16 protein-coding genes are annotated in these 21,698 nt (G+C 70.5%); 9 read left to right on the top strand and 7 right to left on the bottom strand.

The features are described 5' to 3' along the window. Positions 1 to 70: 70 nt before the first annotated feature. The gene (locus G328_RS0107530; protein WP_019618735.1) at positions 71 to 1,012 is read right to left on the bottom strand and encodes a 2-hydroxyacid dehydrogenase; all 942 of its coding nucleotides are present in this window, start codon (positions 1,010 to 1,012) and stop codon (positions 71 to 73) included. 284 nt (positions 1,013 to 1,296) lie between these two features. Between G328_RS0107530 and G328_RS0107525 the strand changes: the two genes are divergently transcribed. From G328_RS0107525 to G328_RS0107515, 3 genes are read left to right on the top strand one after another with little or no spacing between them, the layout of a single operon-like run. Then, entirely contained in the window at positions 1,297 to 2,865 is a 1,569-nt protein-coding gene (locus tag G328_RS0107525) for an ABC transporter substrate-binding protein (RefSeq protein WP_019618734.1), read from the top strand. A gap of 40 nt (positions 2,866 to 2,905) precedes the next feature. Next, entirely contained in the window at positions 2,906 to 3,964 is a 1,059-nt protein-coding gene (locus G328_RS0107520; protein ID WP_019618733.1) for an ABC transporter permease, read from the top strand. Then, positions 3,961 to 4,920 carry an ABC transporter permease gene (locus tag G328_RS0107515; protein ID WP_019618732.1) on the top strand — a complete coding sequence of 320 codons (960 nt, stop codon included), beginning with the start codon at positions 3,961 to 3,963 and terminating at the stop codon, positions 4,918 to 4,920. The genes G328_RS0107520 and G328_RS0107515 overlap by 4 nt, the downstream gene beginning before the upstream one ends. Positions 4,921 to 5,140: 220 nt before the next feature. Here the strand turns inward: G328_RS0107515 and G328_RS0107510 are convergent, their stop codons facing one another. Then, positions 5,141 to 6,367: a winged helix-turn-helix domain-containing protein gene (locus tag G328_RS0107510; protein WP_019618731.1), complete on the bottom strand. Its 1,227-nt coding sequence runs from the start codon at positions 6,365 to 6,367 to the stop codon at positions 5,141 to 5,143. 182 nt (positions 6,368 to 6,549) lie between these two features. Further along, entirely contained in the window at positions 6,550 to 8,088 is a 1,539-nt protein-coding gene (locus G328_RS0107505) for an aldehyde dehydrogenase (NADP(+)) (protein ID WP_019618730.1), read from the bottom strand. 327 nt (positions 8,089 to 8,415) lie between these two features. Here G328_RS0107505 and G328_RS0107500 point away from each other — a divergent pair, with 327 nt between their 5' ends. Beyond that, positions 8,416 to 9,462: an enoyl-CoA hydratase/isomerase family protein gene (locus G328_RS0107500; RefSeq protein ID WP_019618729.1), complete on the top strand. Its 1,047-nt coding sequence runs from the start codon at positions 8,416 to 8,418 to the stop codon at positions 9,460 to 9,462. Positions 9,463 to 10,042: 580 nt separating this feature from the next. On the opposite strand, the gene G328_RS0107495 is transcribed toward G328_RS0107500, so the two are convergent. Both G328_RS0107495 and G328_RS0107490 read right to left on the bottom strand, forming a co-directional pair. Continuing rightward, a complete protein-coding gene (locus G328_RS0107495; RefSeq protein ID WP_019618728.1) occupies positions 10,043 to 10,858 on the bottom strand; it encodes an HpcH/HpaI aldolase family protein in 816 nt (271 codons plus the stop codon). Further along, positions 10,843 to 11,631: a fumarylacetoacetate hydrolase family protein gene (locus G328_RS0107490; RefSeq protein ID WP_019618727.1), complete on the bottom strand. Its 789-nt coding sequence runs from the start codon at positions 11,629 to 11,631 to the stop codon at positions 10,843 to 10,845. The genes G328_RS0107495 and G328_RS0107490 overlap by 16 nt, the downstream gene beginning before the upstream one ends. 113 nt (positions 11,632 to 11,744) lie before the next feature. Here G328_RS0107490 and G328_RS0107485 point away from each other — a divergent pair, with 113 nt between their 5' ends. The 5 genes from G328_RS0107485 to G328_RS14710 all read left to right on the top strand — a co-directional run bounded on the left by G328_RS0107485 (position 11,745) and on the right by G328_RS14710 (position 18,884). Then, complete coding sequence (locus tag G328_RS0107485; protein WP_019618726.1) at positions 11,745 to 12,932, top strand: FecCD family ABC transporter permease; 1,188 nt, start codon at positions 11,745 to 11,747, stop codon at positions 12,930 to 12,932. After that, positions 12,929 to 13,762, top strand: coding sequence for an ABC transporter ATP-binding protein (locus G328_RS0107480; RefSeq protein ID WP_020722872.1), 834 nt, complete (start codon positions 12,929 to 12,931; stop codon positions 13,760 to 13,762). Before G328_RS0107485 ends, G328_RS0107480 begins: the two co-directional genes overlap by 4 nt. A gap of 105 nt (positions 13,763 to 13,867) precedes the next feature. Then, positions 13,868 to 14,869 carry an ABC transporter substrate-binding protein gene (locus G328_RS0107475; protein ID WP_019618723.1) on the top strand — a complete coding sequence of 334 codons (1,002 nt, stop codon included), beginning with the start codon at positions 13,868 to 13,870 and terminating at the stop codon, positions 14,867 to 14,869. Positions 14,870 to 15,306: 437 nt separating this feature from the next. Beyond that, a complete protein-coding gene (locus tag G328_RS0107470; RefSeq protein ID WP_222828675.1) occupies positions 15,307 to 17,154 on the top strand; it encodes an ATP-binding cassette domain-containing protein in 1,848 nt (615 codons plus the stop codon). Continuing rightward, positions 17,151 to 18,884, top strand: coding sequence for an ABC transporter ATP-binding protein (locus tag G328_RS14710; protein ID WP_019618722.1), 1,734 nt, complete (start codon positions 17,151 to 17,153; stop codon positions 18,882 to 18,884). Before G328_RS0107470 ends, G328_RS14710 begins: the two co-directional genes overlap by 4 nt. A gap of 92 nt (positions 18,885 to 18,976) precedes the next feature. Here the strand turns inward: G328_RS14710 and hpaD are convergent, their stop codons facing one another. Together hpaD and hpaE are read right to left on the bottom strand one after the other, a co-directional pair. Further along, on the bottom strand, positions 18,977 to 20,119 hold the full coding sequence (hpaD, locus tag G328_RS0107460) for a 3,4-dihydroxyphenylacetate 2,3-dioxygenase (RefSeq protein WP_019618721.1): 1,143 nt from the start codon (positions 20,117 to 20,119) through the stop codon (positions 18,977 to 18,979). Positions 20,120 to 20,145: 26 nt separating this feature from the next. Then, positions 20,146 to 21,639 carry a 5-carboxymethyl-2-hydroxymuconate semialdehyde dehydrogenase gene (gene hpaE, locus G328_RS0107455; protein ID WP_019618720.1) on the bottom strand — a complete coding sequence of 498 codons (1,494 nt, stop codon included), beginning with the start codon at positions 21,637 to 21,639 and terminating at the stop codon, positions 20,146 to 20,148. Positions 21,640 to 21,698: the final 59 nt, after the last annotated feature.

The following is a 21,698-nucleotide window of genomic DNA, read 5'->3' as shown; positions in this document are numbered from 1 at the left end:
TCGCTATCTAACTCGGCTATGCGGTGATGCTGAAAGTGGAATCGGCCGTTCCGCCACCCGGAATTTCGGGTTACGAAAGGGCGACCGGCGTGAGAAGTTCTTCGCCGGCGAGGTACGCCCGAATGTTTGCGAGCACGAGGTTCTTCATGTCGGCGCGCGTCTCGTGCGTGCCACTGCCGACGTGCGGGAACACGACGACGTTCGGCTTGTCGAGCAGCGCCGCCGGCACGTTCGGCTCGTCTTCGACGACGTCGAGGCCGGCACCACCGAGGGCATCCGATTCGAGCGCCGCGATGAGTGCCTGCTCGTCGACGACCGTGCCGCGGGCGACGTTCACGAGAATGCCGTCGGGCCCGAGCGCCTCGAGCACCTCGGCGTTCACGAGGTGCTTCGTCGACGGTCCGCCGAGCACGGTGATGACGAGCGCGTCGCTGCGCCGCGCGAGCTCAACGAGGCTGTCGACGTACTCGGCGCTCGACCCCTCGACGGGGCGGCGGTTGTGGTACAGCACCTCGCAGCCGAAGCCCTCGACGCGGGTCGCGACCTCGGCACCGATCCGGCCCATGCCGAGGATGCCGATCGTGCTGCCCGAGAAGCGGCGCGTGAGCGGGTAGTTGCGGCCCTCGGCCCAGCCGCCGGCGCGGGTGAATCGCTCCGCCTCGGGGAACTGGCGGAACGCCGCGAGCAGCAGCCCGAGCGCCGTGTCGGCGACGCACGCGTTGAGCACGTCGGGCGTGTTCGTCAGCTTGATGCCGCGGGCGGCGAGCGCCTGCGTGTCGTTACCGTCGTATCCCACCCCGAAGTTCGCAACGAGTTCGAGGTTCGGCAACTGGTCAATGAGGTCGGCCTTGAGGCCGGTGCGGCCGCTCGTCACGGCGATGCGAATTTCGGCGGCGGCTTCGGGGCTGAGTGGGGCGGCCTGGTCGTACACTCGGCGATCGAACTCGTCGGTGAGTTCGGCTTCGAGTGCCGGCAGCAGCCCGCCAACCTGCAGTACGGGAGTGGCGTTCATGCGGCTCACGCTAGTTCGCGGCGACTGGAAGCGTCTAAGTGGCAAAACGCATTGATCAATTCGCCCCGCGCATCCATGCCCCGATTCCCTTGGAATTCCGCGGGTTTCGGATACGCAAATTCGGCAAATGCGCGGCATTCGGCGAATTGTGGTGCGGAATGCCCGTTGCCGCCCCCGCACAATTGCCACACCCTGGTGAGACGAGACTTCGTCGACAGAGCGGTCGGCACCACAAGCCTTCGACCCCCACACCTCCACCATCCATGGCAAAGGAGCCAATCGGCATGACACGTTCCGCAGTTCCGAAGCAGTCCGCGCGCCTGGCCCGCGGGGCGATCGCCGCAGTGCCGATCGTCGCCTTGCTCAGCGGTTGCACGGTCGCGAACTCGCAGATCGACTCCGGCGTCGGCGCCCTCGAGGGCGACACGGTGCGCGTCGTGCTGCAGCAGGAGCCCCCGACGCTCGAGGCCTGCGAGGCGAACCTCACCTCGACCGGCGTCGTCGTGCGCTCGAACATCACCGAGCCGCTCGTCGAGCGCGAGCCCTCAACCGGTGAGCTCGAGCCGCTCCTGTCGACCGGCTGGGAGCAGACGAGCGACACCGAGTGGGTGTTCACGATGCGCGAGGGCGTCACGTTCCACGACGGCGAGAAGTTCGACGCCGCGGCGGCCGCCCACTCGATCGACCGCGCCGTGAACAGCGAGCTCGGCTGCAACGTCGAAGGCTATGTCTTCGGCGACTCCGACCTCGGCCTCGACGTCGTCGACTCGACGACGCTGAAGATCACGACCGAAGAGCCCGACCCCATCCTCCCGCTCAAGCTCTCGTTCATCGAGATCGTCTCGCCCGCCACCTCCGACACCGAGAAGGTGCGCGAGCCTGCCGGCACCGGTCCCTACGAGATCGCGAACTGGAACGCGGGCAACAGCATCCACCTCAACCAGTTCGCCGACTACTGGGGCGACAAGCCCGAGTTCCCGAACGTCGAATACGTCTGGCGTGGCGAGGCGAGCGTGCGCGCCGCGATGGTCACGAACGGCGAGGCTGACATCGCGACCGGCCTCAGCCAAGACGACGGCATCGGTGACTACGGCGTGAGCTACCCGAACAACGAGACGGTCGGCCTGCGCTTCCAGGGCAACGTCGCGCCGCTCGACGACATTCGCGTGCGCCAGGCGATCAACTACGCGATCGACCGGCAGGGCATCATCGACGCCCTCTACCCGAACGGCGACCAGGTCGCGGCCCAGCTGATTCCCGAGGGCGTCGTCGGCCACAACGACTCGCTCGAGCCGTGGCCGTTCGACGTCGAGAAGGCGAAGGAACTCGTCGAAGAGGCGCGTGCCGACGGCACCCCCGTCGACACCGAGATCAACCTCGTCGTGCGCACCGCGCAGTTCCCGAAGATTCAGGAGCTCGCCGAGATCCTCCAGGGCGAGCTCGCCGAAATCGGGCTCAACATCAACCTGCTCATGCTCGAAACCTCGCAGCACCTGCAGTACCAGACCGCGCCGTTCGTCACGAACCAGGGCCCCGTCATCCTCATGATCCAGCACGGCAACCAGGCCGGTGACGCCCAGTTCTCGACCGACCAGTACTTCCTCTCCGACGGACCCCAGAGCGAGTTCGGCACCGAGGAGTTCGACGCGATGATCGACGCCGCCCGACCGCTCTCCGACGAGGAGCGCCAGGAAGCGTACGAGGAGATCTTCAAGTACGAGAACGAAGAGATCGTGCAGCTCGCCTTCATCTCCCACCAGACCGGCATGCTCGGCATCTCCCACCGCATCCACTACACCCCGAACTCGGCCTCCGGCGACGAGTTGCGAATTTCAACGGTGACGTCGGCCTAGCCGGCCGCTTCGACACACACGGATTCAGAGAGGAACCCACGTGTTCACCTACCTCGGCAAACGAATACTGCAAAGCGCGATCCCGCTGATCGTCGTCGTCATCGGCGTCTTCTTCCTCGCGCGGCTCACGGGCGACCCCTCGTCGCTCTACCTGCCGCTCAGCGCGACCCCCGAGATGAAGGCCGACTTCGCCGCCCGAAACGGCCTCGACCTGCCGATTCTGCAGCAGCTCATGAACTTCATCGGCGGCGCGTTCACGCTCGACTTCGGCGAGTCGATGCGCACCGGCGAATCGGCCGGCGCGATGGTGCTGCGGGCGTTCCCCGCGACGCTGCAGCTCGCGTTCTTCACGATGCTGTTCGCGATCATCATCGCCGTCGTCATCGGCTGCTGGGCCGCGCTCAAGCCGAACGGCGTCGCCGACCGCATCGTGAGCTTCTTCTCGATGGTCGCGGCGAGCGTGCCCGACTTCTGGCTCGCGATTCTCGGCATCTGGATCTTCGCGATCTCGTTCGGCATCCTCCCGACCTCGGGCGTGCAGGGCGGGCCCGAAGTGTGGATCCTCCCCGTCGCGACCCTCATGATGCGGCCGGTCGGCGTGCTTGCGCAGATCGTGCGCGGCTCGATGGTCACCGTGCTCGGGCAGCCGTACATCAAGGTCGCCTACAGCCGCGGCGCGACGAAGTTCTTCGTCGTCACCCGGCACGCGCTGAAGAACGCCGCGGCCCCCGCGCTCACCGTCGCCGGCGACCTCACGGTCGGCCTCATCAACGGCGCGGTCGTCGTTGAGTCGATCTTCGGCTGGCCCGGCATCGGAAAGCTCATGATCGACTCGATCCTCATGCGCGACTTCCCCGTGCTGCAGGCCGCCGTGCTCGTCACCGCCGTCGCCATCTTCATCCTCAACATCATCATCGACCTGCTCTACGCCGTGCTCGACCCGCGGGTTCGCCCCACCGGCCGCAGCGCAAAGAAGCAGGGCAAGGCCGATGACGCTGCGCCGACCACCGGCATCCGCACCGTGAAGACGGGCGCGATCAAGGCGGTCGTCGGCACCTCGACCTCGTCGATCTCCGGAACGCAGGGAGCAAGCGCATGACCGACCTCAAGCCGAAGTTCGAGCCGGCGATCGACGCCGGCGGCACCGAAGCGATTCTCACCACGAAGGCGTCGCGCCGTCAGCGCACCGACGGCCGCCCCGGACTCTTCGCGCTCCTGCTGCGCGACAAGTTCGCGACCGTCGCCGCCGTCGTGCTCATCCTCATCGTCTTCACGTCGCTCATCGCGCCGCTGCTCGTGACCGACCTCGCGCAGCGCCCCGACCTGCCGAACCGCAACCTGCCGCCGTTCAGCGTCGGCGAGGGGTGGCAGTTCATCCTCGGCTCCGACGCGATCGGGCGCAGCATGTTCGCCCGCATGATGCTCGCCGGCGGCACGAGCCTCGGCGTCTCGTTCGCCGCGGTCGTCGTCGCCTGCATCATTGGCACGGCGTGGGGCATCTGGGCCGGCTACCACCGCGGCTGGCGCGAGAACGTCTCGATGCGCATCGGCGACATCATCATGAGCTTCCCGTCGCTGCTGCTCGCGGTCGTCGTGCTCTACATCTTCGCGCCGAGCGCGGCGAACATCGTGCTCGTGCTCGCGATCACGCGCATCCCAATCTACCTGCGTACCGCGCGCGCCGAGAGCGCCGAGCTGCGCACCCGCATGTTCGTCGACGCGGCCCGCAACTTCGGGTCGAGCCCCGCGACGATCATGGGCCGCCACGTGTTCCCGAACGTGCTGCCGACGATCGTGTCGCTCGCGACGCTCGAGTTCTGCTTCGTCATGCTCGCCGAGTCGTCTCTGAGCTTCCTCGGTATCGGTATTCAGCCGCCCGACCTCAGCTGGGGTCTCATGGTGGCCCAGGGGCGCGAGTACCTGCAGGTCGCCTGGTGGCAGTCGGTGCTGCCCGGCCTCATGATCGTGATCACGACTGTCTGCGCGAACATCCTCGCGCAGTGGCTGCGCATCGCGACCGACCCGGGTCAGCGCTGGCGCCTCGCGAACAAGTAGGTCGGTGGGGCTGCTTGGTGGGTTGCCTTGTTGGGTTGCCGCCTTGCCGCCTCGCCGCCGGACAAATGGCTAACTAGCCCGAAAACCGGGGGTCCTCGTCACGTACAGGTGACGGACCCCCGGTTTTCGGGCTAGTTAGCGGGAGCTAGGTGCGGGGCCGGCCGGGTAGGCGGGGCCGGATGGGCGGATAGGCAGAAGGGCCCCGGATGGTCGGGGTCGGTCAGACCAGGGCAGCGAGGGGGACGGCGGCGTCGCCGCGGCCCTCGACCTCGACGCCGTCGGCGCCGAGCCACCGCGCCATCTCGCGCAGCTCGTCGGCAAGATTCGCGACCACGACGTCGGCGGGCGGCCAGGTCTTCTCGCCCCGCGTATCCGGTGCCTCGAGGTAGGCCCCGCGCACGAGCAGCACCCGCCGGGCGCGATCGTGCTTGAGGTCGACGCGCGCGACGAGGTGTTCGCCGAGCAGGAACGGCAGCACGTAGTAGCCGTGCACGCGCTTCGCTGCCGGCGTGTAGATCTCGATGCGGTAGTGCATCCCGAACAGCTCGAGCAGGCGGCGGCGCTCGAACACGAGCGGATCGAACGGTACGAGGAGCGCCCGAGCGTTCGTGCGGCGGGGGATGCGCGCGCCGGCCGCGAGCCAGGCCGGCCGGTTCCAGCCGGTCACGTCGACGGGCTCGAGCTCGCCCGCGTCGACGAGGTCGTCGATCGCCTGGCTCGTCGAACGCTGGTCGAGCCGGAAGTAGTCGGCGAGGCAGCGCAGCGTGCCGATGCCGTGCGCTCGCGCCGAGATGCGCACGAGCTCGCGCACCGCCTCGTCGCGCGGCACCTCGGGGCGGTCGCGCAGCGGCTTCGGCAGCACCCGCGACGTGAGGTCGTACACGCGCTCGAACTGCGAGTTGCGGCGGGCGGCGGTGATGACGCCGTAGTCGAAGAGAATCTCGAGGCCGGTCTTCGCGGCGCTCCACGACCAGCCCCAGTCGCCGGTTGAGCGGGCAGCGTGCTCCTCGTCGACGTGGGCCGAGATCTCGCGGCTTGTGAGGGGTCCGAAGCGGTCGACGATCTCGGTGAGGCGGTCGAGCAGCCCCGGGTGCTTCGTGTCGAACTCGCCGTTGTGAATGCCCCAGTTGCGGCGGTTCCAGCTCAGCAGCGGATACGTCGCGGCCGGCACGAACGACGCCTCGTGCGCCCACGTCTCCATGAGGCGCCGTGGGGCCTCGCCCGCGGCGCGGTCGAGGAGCGCGGTGTCGTACGGGCCCAGCCGCGAGAACAGCGGCAGCAGGTGTGCGCGGGCGAGCACGTTCACCGAGTCGATCTGCAGCACACCGAGGCGCTCGACGGTGCTCGTGAGGTGGCGCAACGTCACGGTGTCGGGGCGCGGCCGGTCGAGCCCCTGCGCCGCGATCGCGATGCGGCGGGCCTGGGCGAGACTGAGCGTGCGGGTCACCTGCCCGACGCTACCGCACGCATCCCGGGCGGGTGGGCGAGGGCCGGATGCGCGCATCCGGGCCGCGTGTCTGCCCCGCGTATCCGGGTCGGGACACAACGCCGGGCCCGTTTGCCCCGGAAACGGCGGAACCCCGCGGCGTGGCCAGAAGACCAGCACCGCGGGGTTCGCGGAATCAGACGTTAGCGAGCGCTCGAGCCCCAGCTCTTCGACTCGCCCGCGTCGCCACGGCGCTGCGGGACGCCCCACGGGTTCGAGTCCTTGAGGGGAGCCGGCAGCAGCTCCTCGGGCATCGACTGGAACGCGACGGGGCGCAGGAACCGGCCGATTGCCGCGGTGCCGACCGACGTCGACGAGTCGTTCGTCGTCGCGGGCCACGGGCCACCGTGCTGCTGCGCGTAGGTCACGGCAACACCGGTCGGCCAGCCGCCGAACAGGATGCGGCCCGACACTTGGCGCAGGGCGCGCACGAGGGTGGCGAGCTCGTCGCTCGTCTCGCCGTCGGCGGCCTGGATGGTCGTCGTGAGCGAGCCGGTGAAGAACTCGTTCACGAGCGCGGCGTAGTCGGTGCCCTCGGGCACCTCGACGAGCACCGAGAACGGCCCGAAGACCTCGGCGAGGATCGCCTCGCGGCCGGCGCGGAAGTCGTCGAGCGACACGGCGACGATGGTGGGGGTGGTCCAGCCCTGGCCGTCGTCGTCAACGCGCGAGGCGCCGTCAACGATCGTGCGCACGCCGTTCGCGGCGAGCACCTCGTCGCGGCGGCCGTTGTAGCCGCGCGTGATGCCGGGGTTCAGCAGGCGCTGCTCACCGGTCGACTCGTTCGCGGCGTCAACGGCCGACACGATCTGCTCGTCGAGGCCGTGGCCCGCCGGGATGAACACGAAGCCGGGCTTCGTGCAGAGCTGGCCGGCCGAGCCCGAAACCGAGCCGACGAAGCCGCTCACGAGGTCGGCGGCGCGAGTGTCAAGAGCGGCCTGCGTGACGAACACCGGGTTCGTCGAGCCGAGCTCACCGAAGAACGGAATCGGCTGCGGGCGGGCGGCCGCGATGTCGGCGAGGAGGCGGCCGACGTGCTCCGAACCGGTGAACGAACCGGCCTGGATGCGCGGGTCCTTCAGCACGGCGGTGCCGTTCTGCTGGCCGGTGATGACGGCGAAGACGCCGTCGGGCATGCCGGCCGACTTCAGCGCCTCGGCGACGATCTCGCCTGTGCGAACGCTGAGCTTCGGGTGGCCCGAGTGGGCCTTGAGGATCACGGGCGAGCCGGCAGCGAGGGCCGCCGCGGTGTCGCCACCGGCGACCGAGAACGCGAACGGGAAGTTCGACGCGGCGAAGTTGATGATCGGGCCGACGGGCTGCAGCACGCGGCGCAGGTCGGGGCGAACGCCGAGGGCGTAGTCGTCGTCGAACGCGTCAATGCGCGCGTCGAGGTAGGCGCCGTCGACGATGACGTCGGCGAACAGGCGAAGCTGCACGGCGGTGCGGTTGAGCTCGCCGCGCAGGCGGCCCTCCGAGAGGCCGGTCTCCTGCTGCGCGATGCTGACGAGCTCGTCAGCGTTCGCGTCGAGGGCGTCCGCGGCGGCGACGAGCGCGGCGCCGCGCTCCTTCGGGGTGGTGTCAGCGAACGCGAGGGCGGCGGCGTCGGCGGCCGCGACAATCGCCTCAATCTCGGGGTCGAGCTGCTCGATCAGCGGGCTGTTCGTGTGCGGAGTGGTCATATGGCCTCTTCCCCCATCTTCTGCATCGGTAAGTCGATTCGCGGGCGTGCGAAACAGTTCGCAGCCTAGTCCGTGCGCATCCGTGCGATGCCGGAAAATACCCGGTCAGCGGGATCGTCGCGGCAATCGCATGAGGCTATGCACGAATTAGCACGATACGTGGTTTGCGCCGTGGCTGGCTGCACTGTGTGGCAACGCCGCACGGTGGCAAAGAATTCCAGGGGTCGGTGGGTAGGCTGACCGCGGTTCCGGCCCGAGCGTTACACGGCGCGATTCGGGTCGGAACAATAGGTTTCCCGGGTCTGCTGGCCGCTACTGTGGGGCGGTATGACCGCATCACCCGTGCTTTTTGACCAGCGCGGCGGGCTCGGGCTCATCACCCTGAACCGGCCGCGGCAACTCAACGCCCTCTCGTTCGAGATGCTGCAGCTCATCGACGAGCGGGTGAACGCGTGGCTTGCCGACCCGAGCATCCGCCAGCTCGCCCTCGTCGGCGCGGGGGAGCGGGGCCTGTGCGCCGGCGGCGACATTGCCGAGTCGCGCGACGCGATCGAGTCGGGCCACGTCGAGAAGTTCTACCGCTTTCTCGCGTTCGAGTACCACCTCGACGCGCGGCTGCACGAGTCGCCGAAGCCGTACGTGACGCTCATGGACGGCATCACATTCGGCGGCGGCATCGGCCTCGGCGCGCACGCCTCGCACCGCGTCGTCACCGAGCGCTCGCGGCTCGCGATGCCCGAGACCCGCATCGGGTTCCTCACCGACGTCGGCGGATCGTGGCGGCTCGCCGAAATGCCGGGCGAGGTGGGGATGCACGTCGGCCTCACCGCGGGCCACTTCGGCGCGGGCGACGCGATCGCCGGCGGGTTCGCCGACCACTTCGTGCCGTCGGCGGCGCTGCCCGAGCTACTCACGCGGCTCGAGACCGAGCCGGCCGATGCAGCGATCGCCGCCGTTGCCGAGGCCGCGCCCGAGGCGATTCTGCTGGCGCAGCGTGATTGGATCGACCGCGCCTACGCCAGGGATTCGGTGCCCGAGGTGCTCGCGGCACTCGACGAGCTTGCCGCCTCTGGGGTTGAGCCCGCGGGGGAAGCCGCCGCGACCATCCGCGACATGTCGCCCACGTCGCTTGCCGTCGTACACCGGCTCATTCGTGAGGCCCGGGCCGAACCCGGACTGCGGCCGGCGCTCGCCCGCGAGTACCGGGTTGGGATGCACCTCGCGACCCGGCCCGACTTCGCCGAGGGGATTCGCGCGCGGATCGTCGATAAGGACAATCAGCCGCGGTGGGAGCCGGCGCGGATTGAGGATGTTACGGCTGAGTTGATTGATGAGCTGTTTGAGACGGATGCGACGGCGCCGTTGTTTGGGTAGGTAGGCGGTCGGATGGCCTGGGGCGGCTGTGGGGGTCGGGGCCGGTTGGGCTGTGGTCGGGAGGCGGCTGGGTGCTGGGTCGGGCGGTCGGCCCGGGGCCGGTTTGGGCGTGGTCGGGAGGCTGATGACGGTGGATGGGCGTCGGGTCGGGCGGGAGCGCCGGGCGCGGCTTCGCGAGTGGGACGGGCCTTGAGCCCGGACGTTTGGCCAACTAGCCCGAAAAGTGGGGGTCCTCGTCACGTACGGGGTTAGGGCCCCGGTTTTCGGGCTAGATAGCCGTTAGTCCGGATGGTCGGGGGTGGGATGGGCGCGCGACGTCCGCTTCGCAGCATCCGCGGCGCCCTGGGCCACCTCTTTTGGTCGCTGCCCTCCCCATACATGCCGGGGTGGACCCTGCCGAGCCCATCCATGCCGCCGCCGTATCGGTTTTGGGCTGGTTGCCCGAACTAGCCCGGGAAATGGGGGTTGGCCGCAGTCGGCTGCGCCCGACCCCTGATTTTTGGGCTAGTTGGTCGAAGTAGCCCGAGGTGGATGCACGGGGTGGGTCGGCAGACCGGCCGGGCCCGCGCATCCGGGCCGCTTAGTAGCTCGCGCGGGTCTCGCCGGCCGAGCGACCCTCGACGAACGTCGCGGCGAGCGCTTCGGATGCGCGCGCGAGCAGCGACACGTCGGCGGCGACGAGGATGAAGTCGATTCCGTCGTCGAGGTAGCCGAGCGCGACCTTCTGGTCGAAGGCGTTGATGCCGACCGGCTTGCCGGCGGCGCGCGCCGCGGCGATCGCGCGCTGCACTCCCGCGACAACGTCGGGGTGCGTCTGCTGGCCGATGAGTCCCATCGACGCGGCGAGGTCGCTCGGGCCGATGAAGATCGCGTCGACGCCGTCGGTGCCGACGATGTCCTCGACATTTTCGACGGCCGCGGCCGACTCGATCTGCACCGTGAGCGACACGAACTCGTCGTTCGCGCGCTGCAGGTAGCCGTCGATTCGGTTCCAGCGACCGCCGCGCGACAGCGCCGCGCCGACGCCGCGCACGCCGGCGGGCGGGTAGCGCACGGCCCGCACCGCGGCGGCGGCCTCGCCGCCCGAGTTCACCATCGGCACGAGCAGGTTCTGCGCGCCGAGGTCGAGGTACTGCTTAATGATGACCTCGTTGTTCACCGGCACCCGCACGACCGGGGTGGCGGGATACGCGGCGAGCACCTGCAGCTGGGTCTGAATCGACTCGAGCGAGAGGGGCGCGTGCTCGCCGTCAATGAGGATCCAGTCGAGGCCCGACCCCGCCGCGATCTCGGCGTTCACGGTCGACCCCGAACACAGCCACATTCCGGCGAGGCCGCGGTCGGCGTCAGCGAGGCGCTGCTTGAAGGTCGGAGGAAGGCTTAGCGAAAACGACATGTGATGGTCCCCATCTTTCCGTAGTCGACGAGCACGGTGTCGCCGCGCTCGACCCACATCGGGCGCGTGAACGAGCCCGCGAGAATGATCTCGCCGGCCTCGAGCCGCTGCCCGTGCTGGTGGAACTTGTTCGCGAGCCAGGCGACGCCGCTCGCGGGGTGGTTGAGCACGCCGGCGGCGACGCCGGTCTCCTCGATCGTCTCGTTCTTGTACGCGAGGGCTGACACCCAGCGGATGTCGTCGATGTCCTGGATACGCGTGGGCACGCCGCCGAGCACCATGCCGCCGTACGCGGCGTTGTCGGAGATCGTGTCGACGATCGTGCGGCCCTCGAGCTCGATGTGCGAGTTGAGGATCTCGAGCGCGGGCGTGACGAACTCGGTCGCGCGGATTACGTCGAACAGCGAGCAGTTCGGGCCCTCGAGCGGCTTGGCGAGCACGAACGCGAGCTCGACCTCGATGCGCACGTTCGTGAACTGGTCGTAGTCGATGATCGCGCCGGTCTCGTAGACGGTGTCGTCGAACATGACGCCGTAGTCGGGCTCGGTGATGCCGGTCGCGGCCTGCATCGCCTTCGAGGTGAGGCCGATCTTGCGGCCGACGAGCGTGCGGCCCGCGGCGACCTGGCTGTCGCGCCAGACGCCCTGGATGGCGTAGGAATCGTCGATGGTCGCGTCGGGGTAGCGGGCGGTGATGCGCGGAATCACGGTGTGCGTGCGCTCGGCTTCGGCGAGCTCCTCCGCGATTTTGATGATGTCGTCATTGGCAAGCATGCCCCGATCATATTTGATTTGGGGTCGCGTGGGCCGGGAGATTGTCCAGATTCTTGTCGGTTGGGTTATTGTATGGAATGAAAATCGTTCTCAACAACGCTAGGCTTGCCGCGATGACCACGATTGATCGAGCCCAGCGCGCCGCCGCGACGACGGGCAGCGCGGCTGCTCACGCGTATCCGGAGGCCGGGGCGGTCGCGACTGACGCCGCGCATCCGGGCGCTGCGTCGAAGGCCGTGTCGCGCCGCCGCGCCAACCAGCCCAGTCGCCGCCGCACTCGCTGGCTTGCGGTGGGGATCCCGGTCGCGCTCGTCGCCGTCACGCTCGCTGCGTGCGGCATCGGGCCCGTCGGCACGAGCCCGGGCGAGGTGGTCGCGGCGCTGCTCGATCCGCTTCGCGAGCCCCTCGGCCGCCTCGGCGTATCCGTGCCCGAGCTGCCCGCCGCGACCGTCTCGCTCGTTTGGGGCGTGCGCCTGCCGCGCGTGGCCCTCGCGCTGCTCGTGGGCGCGGGGCTCGCGGCGGCGGGCGCGGTGATGCAGGCGGTGTTCCGCAATCCGCTCGCCGAGCCCGGCGTGACCGGTGTCTCGTCGGGGGCCGCGGTCGGGGCGGTCGCCGTCATCGTCTCGGGCGCCGCGGTTGCCGCGCCGTGGCTGCTGCCGCTCGCCGCGTTCGTCGGCGCGCTCGCGGCGGTCGCGGTCGTGCAGCTCGTGGCGGGGATGCGCGGGGGAGCAGGGGCGACGCTGCTGCTCGTCGGCATCGCGGTGAACGCGTTCCTCGGCGCGGTGATCGCGGCGGTGATCGCGAACGCGCCCGATTCTGACGACGCGCAGCAGGCGATGTTCTGGCTCAACGGCGACCTCACCTCGACGAACTGGGGCGATGTTGGCCTCGCGGTCGCGCCGATCGTCGTGGGCACACTGCTGCTCGCGACGGCCGTGCCCGAACTCGACCTGTTCGCGCTCGGCGACGACCATGCCGCCTCGAGCGGCGTGCGCACGGGCCGCGCGCGGCAGAGCCTGCTCGCGATCGCGGCGCTCGTCACGGCGGCCGGCGTCGCGGTCACCGGCGTCATCTCGTTCGTCGGGCTCGTCGTGCCCCACCTCGTGCGGCTCGTGCTCGGGCCCGACCACCGCACGCTCTTGCCCGTGAGCATGGGGTTCGGCGCGATCTTCCTCGTGCTCGCCGACCTCATCGCCCGCAACCTCTTCGACCCCGTCGTGCTGCAGACCGGCACCGTCACCGCCTTCATCGGCGCGCCGGTGCTGCTCGTGCTCGTCGCGCGCCGGGAGAGGGCCGCATGAGCGTCATCGCGCCGAGCCGCCCCGAGACGCTGCTCGGCGCCCGCGGCGTGCGCGCCGGCTACCGCGGCCGCGAGGTGCTGCGCGGCATCGACCTCGACGTGCGCGCCGGCGAGGTGCTCGGGCTCATCGGGCCGAACGGCACCGGCAAATCGACCCTGCTGCGCGTGCTCGGCGGGCTCGCCGCACCGAGCTTGGGCGAGGTCGCGACCCCGGCCGGCAGCCTCGCGCGGCTCGCGGCCCGCGATCGCGCCCGGCACGTCGCGTTCCTGCCGCAAGACACGCGCATCGACGCCGAGCTCACCGTGCTGGCCGTCGTCGAGCTTGGGCGCTACGCGCACCGGCGGCGACTCGACCGGATGCGCGGCGAGCTTCGCGCCGACGACCGCGCGGCCGTCGAGGACGCCCTCGCCCGGGTCGGCGCCCGCGAATTCGCCGACCGGCCGATCACCGAGCTCTCGGGCGGGCAGCGGCAGCTCGTGCTCATCGCGAAGCAGCTCGCCCAGCGACCCCGCGTGCTGCTGCTCGACGAGCCAGTGTCGGCACTCGACCTCGCGTATCAGCTGCAGGTCGTCGACCTGCTGCGCGATCTCGCGCGCGACGGCTGCGCGGTCGTCGCGGTGCTCCACGACCTCAACCTCGCGGCCCGCGCCTGCGACCGGCTCGCGCTCCTCGCCGGCGGGGAACTCCGCGCAGAAGGGCCGCCCGAGCGCGTGCTCACACCGGGCGCCCTTGAGGCGGCGTACCGCGTGCACAGCGCCGTCGACCTCGACCCGCGGCTCGAGGTGCCGCGCGTGACCGTGCTGTCGCGCGTATCCGTGCCCGTGGAGTGAGGAGTGGGGCGTGCCGCGGATAGCCGCTAGCCCCGGCCGTCGCGTGCGGCCACTCTTCGCTCTCCAACCGAGACCAGCCAACCCATCACCAACAGAAAGCGAACCATGACCCGACGATTCCCACTGCGCCTGCTCGCCACCGCGGCCCTCGCCGCCGTCGCCCTCACCGGCTGCGCCGCCACGACCGGCGCCGCCACCGGCACCACCTCGGCGAGCGACGCCGCGGTCGACGCGAGCTGGCCCCGCACGGTCGAGGTCGGCGACCGCACGGTGCAGGTCGACGCCGAGCCCGTGCGCATCGCCGCCCTCTCGACCGAGGTGGGCGACCTCGCCCTTGAACTCGTCGGCCCCGACCGGATCGTCGCCGTCTCTGAGGGATCGGCGACACCCGGAACCGGCAACCAGCTCGAACTCGCCGAACAGGTCGCCACCCACGTGAGCGTGACGCAAAACCCTGATCCCGAGCAGATTCTCGCGCTCGAACCCGACCTCGTGCTGCTCACGGGGAGGCACGACGACGAGGCGTCGCTCATCGAGTCGCTCGACGGCGCGGGCGTGCCGATGGCCGCGTTCGACTCGTCGGCATTCGGCGGCCCCGAGTCGGTCGCGACCTCGATCGAGCAGCTCGGCGAACTGCTCGGCGCCGATGCGGAGGCGGCCGAACTCGCGTCCTCAGTGCGCGACGAGGCGAGCGCGGTGACCGACGCCGTCGCCGACGTCGAGGAGCGCCCGAGCGTGGTCGTGCTCATGTCGCGCGGCGGGCAGCAGCTGATCATGGGCGCGCAGACCTCGACGACGAACCTCGTCGAGCTCGCGGGCGGCGACTCGGTTGCGAGCGAGCACGGCTGGAACCAGGCGGTCGCGGCCGACCCAGAGCTGATCGTTGACGCGAACCCCGACGTCATTCTCGTGCAGGACTTCCACGGCGCCGGCCTCGATCCGTTCACCGAGCTGCTCGAGAACCCAGCGCTCGCCGACGTGACCGCGATCGCCGACGACCAGGTTGAGCTCGTCGACGCCGCGACGACGTCGGGCACCGCCGGGTCGCGCATCGGTGAGGGGCTCGCCGAGATCGCCGGGCTGCTGCATCCGGAGCTGTTTGCGTAGGTGGTGCTTGCGGTTGCGTCGGCCGTGATCTCGGACGCCATGGGCGGACTTGGGTGTCATGGCCAAGTGCGACCCCGGGGTCCGGCAAAGCCCACTGGATACGCGGTGGCAGTTCCGGATGCAGGGGTCGTAGCCGAGGGTGGTGGGCAAGTGTGGCCATGCCGCTCGACTGTGCCCACCGCATTCGGGCGCGCTGCATCTGTGAGCTCTGCACCCGCCGCACTAATACCCAAACCGGCCATACCGCCGCCGCCAATGCTGCCACCGCATCCATTCCGGGCTAGTTGCACCAACTAGCCCGGAAATAGGGGGTCCGTAGCAGCCCGCTGCGACCGACCCCCACTTTGCGGGCTAGTTCGTTGCTCGTTCGGGTGCGCGCGCTCGCGGCCCCCGGAACGCGCAGGTCAAGGAGAATGGGACACATGTGGATCGCTGAGATGCTTCGAGACGCACCCCGCGGCGCGTGGCTCGCGGTGGTGGCGAGCTGGATCCGCACCGCGTCGCTCGCCGCCGCGGCCGTGGCGGCGGGGCTCCTCGTGGATGCCGCGCTCGCGGAGCGCTCGATCGTTCCGGCCGCACTGTGGTCGGCCACGCTGGCGACGGTCGGCGCACTCGCGGGCGCGGTCGCAGAGGCGATTCCGGGCCGGATGCAGGGCGTCGAGGAAGCGACCTGGCGCGCCCGGGTGATGGCGGCGGGGATGCGCGGCACGATCCGCGTCGCCGAGTCGCGGCATGGGGGTCCGGCGTCACATGGCGGCCCGACCGGTCACGGCGCCCCCGCCAACCACGGTTCCCCGACCACCCACGGCAAACCATCGAAGCCCGCCACCGCCACCCGACAGACACCTGCCCCGGGCGCGCCCCAGGCACATCCGGCCCGCGCGGCCGAGGGCGAGATCGCCGACGCCGCGACCGGCGCGGTCGAGAAGATCGGCGGGTATCGCGCGACGTTCCTCGCGCCAACCTTCGCGTCGTTCACGGCGCCGCTTGCCGTGCTCGTGGCCTGGGCGATCGGGGTCGACTGGCGCAGCGCCCTCGCGCTCGCCGTATTTGTCGCGCTCGTGCCGATCGTGATTGCGGGGGCGTCGAAGCTGCTGCGCGGATCCAACGCCGAGTACCGCCGCCGCGAGGCGCAGGCGGCCGCCCGGTACCTCGAGCTGCTCGAGGGGCTCGGCACGATCAAGGTGCTCGGCGCCTTCGACCGCGTGTGGCGCGAGTACGCGAAGTCGGCGCGCAACGCCATGGCCGAACTCGGGCGCCTGCTCGCCCGCAACCAGACCACGATCATCGTGAACGACGCGGTGTTCGGACTCCTCATGAGCGGCGCCGCAATCGCGCTCATCCTCGCCGGTACCGCCGCGGGCAGCCTCACCGCCGGCTCGGCGCTCGCCGGCGTGCTGCTCACCGTGCTGCTCGTCGAACCCATCGACCGCGTCGGCCGCACGTTCTACGTCGGCCTCGCCGGGCGCGCCCGCCGAGACCAGGTCGAGCGGATGCTCCCGGCCGACGGCGAGCGGCACGCGGATGCGCGTCCAGGCACTTCAGCAGTCTCGCAGCCCGACCCATCCGCCCCCGCCGACCTCGACCTGCGCGGCATCGAGGTGCTCCACCCCGGCGGCACCGCGGCGCTGCGCGGCGTCGACCTGCGCATCCCAGCGGGCGCGCGCGTGAGCCTCGTCGGGTCGACGGGCGCGGGAAAGTCGACGCTGCTGCGGGTCATCGCCGGGCTGCAGGCCCCGACCGCCGGTGAGGTGCGGGTCGGTGGCGCGCCGCAGACCTCGGCCGACCTGCGCGCGAACATGACCCTCGTCGCGCAGCACGCGGGCCTCCTGTCGACGACCGTCGCCGACAATCTCCGCCTCGCGGCGCCCAACGCATCCGATGCCGAACTCCGCGACGCCCTCGACCGCGCCCACCTCGGCGCCGAGCTCGAGCAGCGCGGCCTCGACGCCCCCGTCGGCAACGCCGGAGCGCACCTCTCGGGCGGGCAGCGTCGACGGCTCACGCTCGCGCGGGCCCTGCTGCGGGAACGTCCGGTGCTGCTGCTCGACGAGGCAACTGCCGACCTCGACCGCCGCACCGAGGCGCTCGTGCGCGAGACGCTCCGCGAGGCGGCGGTCGGCCGCACCGTCGTGCAGGTCGCGCACCGCCTCGCGATGACGGTCGACAGCGACCTCGTCGTCGTGCTCGACGGCGGTCGCATCGTCGACCAGGGCACGCCCGCCGAACTGCGCGCCCGCGGCGGCTACTACCGCGACGCGCTCGCAGCGGAGGCAACGGAATGACCAGTCAGACTCGACGCCGCGGCACGGTCGCCTGGCTGCTCAACTTCGCGCGCCCGGCGACGGCGCGGCTCAGCGCATCCACCGCCTCGCGCCTGGCCGGACACGCACTCGGCGCGGCGACGCTCGCGCTCCCGGCCTGGGCGGTCGGGATGCTCGCGACGGGCCAGGCGGCTGGCGCCGGATTCGTCGTGCTCACGGTCGCGCTCACCCTCGTCGCGGCCGTCGCGAAGGCGGTGCTGCGCTACCTCGAGCAGCTGCTCGGCCACCTCGCGGCGTTCGGGCTCATGGGGGAGATGCGCGTCGAGCTGCTCGCGCGCCTCGCCCCGCAGGCGCCCGCCGTCACCGACGGGGCCGGCGCCGCGCGGATTCAGGCCGTCGCCGTGCGCGACGTCGATCGCGTCGAGGTGTTCTTTGCGCACACGATCGCGCCGGCGATCAGCGCTGTCGTGATTCCGCTCGCGGCGGCCACTGTCGCCTGGGCGGTGGCCGGGCCCGCGGTCGGCCTCACCGTCGCGGTCGTGCTCGGCCTCGGCCTCGGCCTGCCGCTGCTCGGCGCGAGCGCGGGGCAGCGCGGGGCCTGCGAGATCGCGACCGTGCGGGCCGACATCGCGCAGCACGTCGCCGACACGCTGCGGCTGCGCGACGACGTTCGCGCGAACGAGGCCGAACAGGTGCGGGAGGCCACGCTCGCCGAGCAGGATGCGCGGCTCACCCGCGCGCTCGCGGCGAGCGGCCGCCGGGCGGGGCTGCGGCACGCGCTTGCGAACCTGCGCGTGTGGCTCGGCACCCTGGGCGTGCTCGTCGTCGGCGTCGTGTCCGCGACCGACCTCGCGGGCGCGCTGCCGAGCATCCTGCTCGCCGCGGCCCTCGTGCCGGGAACCATCACCTCGCTCGAGACCGTCGAGCGGCTCGCGACCTCACTTCCGACGGGGCTCGAGGCGGCGCGCCGCGTTCGGGCGCTGCTCGAGGCGGCGCCGGTCGTTGTGGAGCCGGTTGTTGCGGGGCCGGCCGCCGCGGAGCCGGCCCTTGCGGAGCCGGCTTCGGTCGAGCGAGCAGCTGTGGAGCCAGCCGCCGCGACGACCGTTTCGCAACAAGCGGTTCCGGCGCTCGAACTGCGCGACGTGACGTTCGCGTATCCGGGCGCCCCGTCGCCGACCGTCGAGGGCCTGTCGCTTGCGGTGGCGCGCGGCGAGTTCGTCGGCGTGGTCGGAGCGACGGGGTCGGGCAAATCGACGATCTCGCGGCTCGCGCAACGGCACTTCGATCCGCAGCGGGGCGCGGTGCTCGTCGACGGCGTGGATGCGCGCGAGCTCGGCTCGGCGGAGGTCGCGCGGCGCGTCATCGTCGCCGATCAGGACCCGTTCGTGCTCGAGGGCACGGTGCGTGAAAACCTGCGGTTGGCCGACGATTCGGCGACCGATGAGCGGCTCCGGTGGGCGCTCGACCTCGTCGAGCTCGACCACGGCCTCGACGCGCAGGTGGGGCGCCGCGGCGCGCGCCTGTCGGGCGGGCAACGGCAGCGGCTGGCGCTCGCACGCACCCTCGTGCGGGCCGCGCCGGTGCTCGACCGGTGCATCCTTGTGCTCGACGAGGCGACGAGCCATCAGGACCCGCTCACGCAGGCCCGCCTCATCGCCCGGCTGCGCGAGCTCGGCGTGACGCTCGTCGTCATCGCCCACCGCCTCGAGACGCTCCGCGACGCCGACCGCACGATCTCCCTCAAGGCCTGAAAACCCGCAGTTGAGTGGTCTCAAGTTGCTGTTCTGAGCGCTCAGAACAGCAACTTGAGACCACTCAACTGAGGGGCTAAAGGAGCCCGGGCTTACACCTGGTTGCCGAGCTTGAAGCCCTTTTCGTCGTCGCCCTCGCGGGTGTACGAGAAGCCGTCAGCACCGATGGTCTGCGCCATCTCGGATGCGTCGGTGCGGGCCACGACCGGCTGCGGGTTTCCGTCGAGGTCGAGCACGAGCGACGCGTCGGTGTACCACGACGGCACAACCGGGTTGCCCCACCAGTCGCGGCGCTGGTTGTCGTGCACATCCCAGGTCACGACCGGGTTGTCGGGGTCGCCCGTGTAGTAGTCCTGCGTGTAGATCTCGACGCGGTGGCCGTCGGGGTCGCGCAGGTAGAGGTAGAACGCGTTCGAGACGCCGTGGCGGCCCGGGCCGCGCTCAATCGCGTCCGACCGGCGCAGCGCGCCGAGCTTGTCGCAGATCGCGAGAATGTTGTGCTTCTCGTGCGTCGCGAACGCGACGTGGTGCATCCGCGGGCCGTCGCCACCGGTCGCCGCCGTGTCGTGCACGGTCGGCTTGCGGCGCATCCACGCGGCGTACACGGTGCCCTCGGCGTCCTGAATGTCCTCGGTCACGCGGAACCCGAGGTCCTGGTAGTGGCGCACCGCGCGCGGCACGTCGGGGGTCACCTGGTTGAAGTGGTCGAGGCGCACGAGCTCGCCCGGCGTCTGCAGGTCGTAGCGCCACGAGAGGCGCTCGACGTGGTCGGTCTCGTAGAAGAACTCGTACGGGAACCCGAGCGGGTCTTCGACGCGCACCGAGTCGCCGATGCCCTTCGTGAAGCCCTCGGGGCGGCGCTCGACGCGGCAGCCGAGCTCCTCGTAGAACGCGACCGCGCGGTCGAGGTCGTCGGCCGAGCGCACGCGGTACGAGAACGCGGCGACCGCGGCGACGGGGCCCTGGCGCAGCACGAGGTTGTGGTGGATGAACTCCTCGGTCGAGCGGAGGTAGATCACCTTGTCGTCTTCCTCGGTCACGTGCAGGCCGAGCACGTCGACGTAGAACTCGCGCGAGGCGGCGAGGTCGGTGACGACGAGTTCCATGTAGGCGCAGCGGAGGATGTCGGGCGCGGGCGCGCTCGGCGTCGCGACGGGGTTCGTCGGCGTGATCGGCGCCTCTTCGGTGACGTAGAACCCAGCCGAGGTGCGGTTCTCCGGTTTGAATGCGGTCATGTCTGCTTCCTTGCTAGAACTTTGGGCTACTGGCCGACGCCGAAGCGGGGGCTGTGGGCCTCGTTGAGGGTGATCTGCACCGACTGCTGCGTCGTGTAGAAGTCGACCGAGCGGTAGCCGCCCTCGCGGCCGAGACCCGACGCCTTCACGCCGCCGAAGGGGGTGCGCAGGTCGCGCACGTTGTTCGAGTTGAGCCACACCATGCCCGACTCGATCTGGTGCGCGAAGTTGTGGGCGCGCTTGAGGTTTGAGGTCCACACGTAGGCGGCGAGGCCGTACTTCGTGTCGTTCGCGAGCTGCAGCGCTTCTTCTTCGGTGTCGAACGGGGTGATCGCGACGACCGGGCCGAAGATCTCCTCCTGGAAGATGCGGGCGTCGGGGGCGACGTCGGCGAAGACGGTCGGGGCGACGTAGGTGCCCTCGGGGAAGTTCTCGGGGCGGCCACCGCCGGCGAGCAGGCGACCCTCGCCCTTGCCGATCTCGATGTACTCCATCACCTTGTCGAAGTGGTTCGGGTGCACGAGCGCGCCGACCTCGGTCGCGGGGTCGCTCGGGTCGCCGACGACGATGTTCTTCGCGCGCTCGGCGAAGCGGGCGATGAAGTCGTCGTAGATGTCGCGCTGCACGAGCACGCGCGAACCGGCGGTGCAGCGTTCGCCGTTGAGGCTGAACACGCCGAACACGGTCGCGTCGAGCGCCTGCTCGATGTCTGCGTCGGCGAACACGACGGCGGGGCTCTTACCACCGAGCTCGAGCGAGAGGCCCTTGAGCATCGGGGCGGCGTTCGTCGAGAGCGTCGCACCGGTCGAGCTGTCGCCGGTGAACGAGATGAGCGGCACGTCGGGGTGCTTCACGAGCGCGTCGCCCGCGGTGCTGCCCGAACCGAACACGAGGTTGAACACACCGTCGGGCAGGCCGGCCTCGGCGAAGATCTCGGGCCACAGCGACGCCGAAAGCGGCGTGTAGCTCGCGGGCTTCAGCACGACGGTGTTGCCGGTCGCGATCGCCGGGGCGAGCTTCCACGACTCCTGCATGAACGGCACGTTCCAGGGCGTGATGAGGCCGGCGACGCCGATCGGCTTGCGGTTGACGTAGTTCATCTGGCGGCCCGGCACGCGGAACGCGTTGTCGTGCTGCGCGACGATGAGGTCGGCGAAGAAGCGGAAGTTCTCGGCGGCGCGACGCGCCTGGCCCTTCGCCTGCGTGATCGGCAGACCCGAGTCCCAGCTCTCCCAGTGCGCGAGCTGCTCGTCGCGCGACTCGACGATGTCGGCGATCTTGTGCAGGATGCGCGAACGCTCGCGGTTGAGCATCCGGGGCCAGGGGCCCTCGTCGAAGGCGCGCTTCGCGGCGGCGACGGCGCGGTCGACGTCTTCCTTGTCGCCCGACGCGGTGGTCAGGTAGGTCTCGTTCGTGGCGGGGTTGATGGAGTCGAACGTCTTGCCCGAAGCGGCGTCAACGTACTCGCCATCGATGTAGAGCTGAATGTGCTCGGGAAGGTTTGCGGGACGGTTCGTCATGAGCTGGTCCAATCGCTGGTTGGTGTGGTGCGGGTTGGTGTCGTGCGGGTGTGGATACG

This window comes from [Zimmermannella] faecalis ATCC 13722 (assembly GCF_000381765.1).
Lineage (GTDB): Bacteria > Actinomycetota > Actinomycetes > Actinomycetales > Microbacteriaceae > Gulosibacter > Gulosibacter faecalis.
This window is presented reverse-complemented; position numbering and strand designations above follow the sequence as displayed.